The sequence below is a fragment of the Sphingomonas sp. Ant20 genome (genome assembly GCF_000783375.1).
GTDB lineage: Bacteria > Pseudomonadota > Alphaproteobacteria > Sphingomonadales > Sphingomonadaceae > Sphingomonas > Sphingomonas aerolata.
On record NZ_JRVI01000195.1, the window covers coordinates 1 to 4,517 of the forward strand.

Here is a 4,517-nt window from a genome sequence, read left to right on the forward strand (position 1 = left end):
CGCCCCGGCCCCGGCTCCAGCCCCAGCGGTCGACCACGCAGCCGCCCCCGTCACCCAGCTCAAGGGCCTCGGTCCCAAGGTCGCCACCCGCCTCGCGGAACTGGGCGTCACCACCGTCGGCGACATGGCCGCACTCTCCGAAACCGAAGCGCAGAACATCGACGCGCAGCTCGGCGCCTTCACCGGCCGCATGGGCCGCGACCGCTGGATCGAACAATCCCGCCTCCTCGCCGCCGGCGACAAGCCCGGCTTCGAAGCGGTCTTCGGCAAACTCTGACACGCAGGCCGCGCATCAGCGGCCTGCTTCATCCCGACAGGCTATTTCCGACCGAGCGTCTCGATCGCCGCATTGCACCATGCGGGATCCTTCGGATGCTGGCTGCCCTTGCCGATCCGGCTGATGAGATACGGCTCGTCGGCGGGGTTGGCCTTGGCCACGGCAAGGAACGTGTCCATGTCGGCGGCGGCGATAAAGCGCGAACAGCGACCCGCGATTTCCATCGTGTCGCCCAGCCCACGAAGCGGGGCGGACACCGTCCGGTCATCCGCCGGCCGCACGATCACCGGTGGCGCCATCTGCCCCGAGGCAGCTTGCAGCAATATGACAAAGGCTATGATGGTCATGGCCGACACTAGCACGAACATCCGCCACCGCCCGCGTTGACGCGGACGCTGCCTCACGCACCGTTAACGAATTTCATCCACGACAAGGAAAACCAATAAGGCGGCGGACAGGCTATGCAGCAACCACGATACGGGATGGCAAAGGGGCTGCTGATCCTTGCGTATCTATGTCTGGGTCCAATCGTCTGCGCTACTGTCGCCTTCGACAAGCCTGTCATTATCCTGGCGGTCGGTTCGGCCGTTGGCGTGTTCCTTGGTCCCGTCCTGCACCGTCTGGCAAACAGCGAGCATGCGGAAACCGTCGCACACGAAAAGGTCGACGCCGAAGCAAGGATCGCCATGCTCGTGTGCGCAATCCTGTTCGTCGCCCTGTGCGTCTACGTCATCTATAGCTCGTGGTATGACTACCAATCACTTCGCGACGTCCCGATCTACGGGGTCGGAATGATCTATGCGCCGTCTCTTGTAGTCGGAATCGCGGTTTTTGCCTGCGTGCGGTACGTGTCGCGACGGCTTAAAATCTCGGGCAACCGCTAAGCGTCGAAACAATGAGCGCCCGGGTAAATCAACCGGGTCGGTGATCCGGCGCGTTCAAGCCCCGCCCCCGCCAGCCTCAAACCTCGCTGACGAGCAGCTTGTCGATCCGTCGCCCGTCCAGATCGACGATCTCGAACTTCCACCCCTGTTCGACGAAGCTCTCGCCCTCGCCGGGCAGATGGCGGAACACCGCGAGCGCCAGCCCCGCGACGGTCGCGTAGTCGCGGTCCTCGGGCAGGTCGATGCCCAGCCGGTCGGCCAGCGCATCCGCCGCCATCGTGCCGGCGACCAGCAGCGAACCGTCGTCGCGCACCACCACCGACGGCGAATCGTCCGGGTCGGCATCCGACTTGAACTCGCCCGCGATCGCCGCGAGCAGGTCGGCGGGGGTCACGATCCCCTCGAAATGCCCGTATTCGTCATGGATCAGCGCCATCGGCACCTCGGCCTGACGCAGCGCGATCAGCGCGTCCATCGCGTCGATCTGGTCGATCACCACCGGCGCCTTGCGCATCAGCACGTTGAGGTCGAGCGGTTCCCCGCGGAACAGCGCGGCGGCGATGTCGCGCGCCTGCACCACGCCGCGCACCCGGTCGATCGACCCGTCGCCGACCGGCAGCCGCGTGTGCTGCGACGCGAGCAGCGTGTCGCGGATCTCGTCGGCATCCCAGTTGCAGTCGAGCCAGTCGATATCGGTCCGCGGCGTCATCACCTCGCGCACCGGGCGGTCGGCGAGCCGCACCACGCCCGAGATGATCGAGCGCTCATGCTCCTCGATCACGCCCGACTTGGACGCCTCGGCGACGATCAGGTGGAGCTCCTCGGCGGTGACATGCTCCTCCGATTCGCGGTTGAGGCGCAGCGCCTTGAAGATCAGCGCGCTCGTCGAATCGAGCACCCACACGATCGGCGCGGTGATGATCGCCAGCCAGCGCATCGGCCGCGCCATGAACGCGGCGATCGTCTCGGGCGATCGCAGCGCGAATTGCTTGGGCACCAGCTCGCCGATGATCAGCGAGGCATAGGTGGTCAGGCCGATGACGATCGCGAAGCCCGCGGTCTCCGCCGTGCTCGCGCTCAGCCCCAGCGCCTGCAGCCGCGCCGCGGTCGGCGTGCCCAGACTCGCACCCGAATAGCGCCCGCGAGGATCCCGATCAGCGTGATGCCGATCTGCACGGTCGACAGGAACTTGCCGGGGTCGGCGGCGAGCAGCAGCGCGGCGCTCGCGCCCTTGCGCCCGGTCCGCGCCAGCGCGTCGAGCCGCGCACGCCTGGACGACACGATCGCAAGCTCGCTCATCGCGAACACGCCGTTCAACGCGACGAGCGCGAGGATGATCGCGACGTCGATCCAGGGGAAGGGGGGGAAGCGGTGCCATTGGCTCGATCGTCTCTTGGCGCACATTCGCGCGCTTCACAACCGGTCTCGACACTTATCGTCATTGGGCGTTCAGTGCGCAGGTGGAACAATCGCCGAATATGCCGGGTTATCTGCGGCATGACCAAAAGGGACAGAGACATGAAGGCCAAGGGTATATTCATCGGCGCAGCGCTCGCCGCACTCGTCACGACGTCGGCCTGCACGACCGATCCGGAGACGGGCCAGCGCACGATCTCGAAGACCGCGCTCGGCGGCATCGGCGGCGCGCTCGGCGGCTATCTGCTCGGCGACATCGTCGGCGGGCGTAACGACCGCACCGAGAAGCTGCTCGGCGCCGGCATCGGCGGCCTCGCGGGTGCGGGCGTCGGCGCGTACATGGACAAGCAGGAGCGCGATCTGCGTGCGCGCACCGCAGGGACCGACGTCCAGGTGATCCGCCAGGGCGATGACCTCGTCCTCAACATCCCGTCGGGCATCACCTTCGCCTATGACAGCGCGACCGTGCAGCCGCAGTTCCAGCGCACGCTCGATCAGGTCGCGGACACGCTGCGCCAGTATAACCAGACCTATATCGACGTGTACGGCCACACCGATTCGACCGGCAGCGACTCCTACAACCAGACCCTGTCGCAGCGCCGGGCGACCTCGGTCGCGGATTACCTGTCGAGCCACGGCGTCCAGTCCGCCCGCATCGGCACCCGCGGCTACGGCGAAAGCCAGCCGATCGCCTCGAACGACACCGACGCCGGCCGCGCCGCCAACCGCCGCGTCGAGGTCAAGATCGTCCCCATCACCCAGAACGACCTCCGCTAACTCCACCGTCCGCCCGCCCCTCCGTCATCCCGGCGAAAGCCGGGACCCAGGGTGCGGGCGGACCGGCAGCAGAAGAAGGGGGTTCGCGCAGAGGCGCGGAGGCGCGGAGGGTGTGGACGTCGCGAAGCAACCACCCGATCACCTCCGGCAGAGCTAAAGGTCAGGGTCTCCCGACCGAAAGGCCGGACGCACCCCCTCCGCGCCTCCGCGCCTCCGCGTGAACCCCTTCTCCTTAATCCCCCCGTCATCCCGGCGAAGGCCGGGACCCAGGGCCACAAGCGCAAACCCGCATGGCCCTGCGCCCCCGGCGTCAGCCGGAACGATGAGCACGCGCCACAAGACAGAAGAAGTTTCGTTCACGCGGAGACGCGGAGGCGCGGAGACGGTGTGGACGCCGCGAAGCGACCGCCCGATCATATCCGGCAGCGCAAAAGGTCAGGGTCTCCCGACCGAAGGGCCGGATGCACCCCCTCCGCGCCTCCGCGCCTCCGCGTGAACCCACTCTTCTCAATCACCCCGTCATCCCGGCGAAGGCCGGGACCCAGGGTCACAAGCGCAAACCCGCATGGCCCTGCACTCCGGCGTCAGCCGGAAAGACGAGCACGCGCCACAAGACAGAAGAAGTTTGGTTCACGCGGAGGCGCGGAGGCGCGGAGAAAGTGTGGACGCCGCGAAGCGACCGCCCGATCACGTCCGGCAGCGCAAAAGGTCAGGGTCTCCCGACCGAAGCGCCGGATGCACCCCCTCCGCGCCTCCGCGCCTCCGCGCCTCCGCGCGAACCCAATCTTCTTCTACAGACGCCGCCCCCGGAAAAACCCCGTCAGCAACGCGCCAGCCTCCCGCTCGCCGATCCCCGCATAGACCTCAGGCCGATGATGGCATGTCGGTTGCCCAAAGAACCGCGCCCCATGCTCGACCGCGCCGCCCTTCGCATCCGCCGCCCCGTAATAGAGCCGCGCGATCCGGGCATGCGCGATCGCCCCCCGCGCACATCGCGCACGGCTCGAGCGTCACCCACAGATCGCAGTCCTCCAGCCGATCCCGCCCCAGCGCCTTGGCCGCCGCGCGAATCGCGAGCATCTCGGCATGCGCGGTCGGGTCGCACACGCGCGCGGCGCATTGGCCGCGGTCGCGATCACCTGCCCGGCACGCACCACGACGGC

The 4,517-nt window shown here is 67.6% G+C and carries 3 protein-coding genes and 3 pseudogenes; 3 read left to right on the forward strand and 3 right to left on the reverse strand.

Translation table 11 applies throughout. The annotated features are described in order from the left end of the window. Window positions 1–277, forward strand: a pseudogene (locus tag NI18_RS25235) (hypothetical protein); the annotation flags it as partial. 41 nt (window positions 278–318) lie between these two features. Here the strand turns inward: NI18_RS25235 and NI18_RS17885 are convergent. Then, window positions 319–645 (reverse strand): hypothetical protein, encoded by a 327-nt coding sequence (locus tag NI18_RS17885; RefSeq protein ID WP_198527063.1) that lies wholly within the window; start codon window positions 643–645, stop codon window positions 319–321. A gap of 114 nt (window positions 646–759) precedes the next feature. On the opposite strand from NI18_RS17885, the gene NI18_RS17890 reads away from it, so the two are divergent. After that, on the forward strand, window positions 760–1,161 hold the full coding sequence (locus NI18_RS17890; RefSeq protein ID WP_031440573.1) for a hypothetical protein: 402 nt from the start codon (window positions 760–762) through the stop codon (window positions 1,159–1,161). A gap of 76 nt (window positions 1,162–1,237) precedes the next feature. Here NI18_RS17890 and NI18_RS17895 read toward each other — a convergent pair. Next, window positions 1,238–2,565 (reverse strand): annotated as a pseudogene (locus tag NI18_RS17895) (hemolysin family protein). A gap of 114 nt (window positions 2,566–2,679) precedes the next feature. Between NI18_RS17895 and NI18_RS17900 the strand changes: the two are divergent. Continuing rightward, complete coding sequence (locus NI18_RS17900; RefSeq protein ID WP_031394229.1) at window positions 2,680–3,354, forward strand: OmpA family protein; 675 nt, start codon at window positions 2,680–2,682, stop codon at window positions 3,352–3,354. Between the two features lie 791 nt (window positions 3,355–4,145). On the opposite strand, the pseudogene NI18_RS23640 reads toward NI18_RS17900, so the two are convergent. Next, window positions 4,146–4,517, reverse strand: a pseudogene (locus NI18_RS23640) (nucleoside deaminase); the annotation flags it as partial.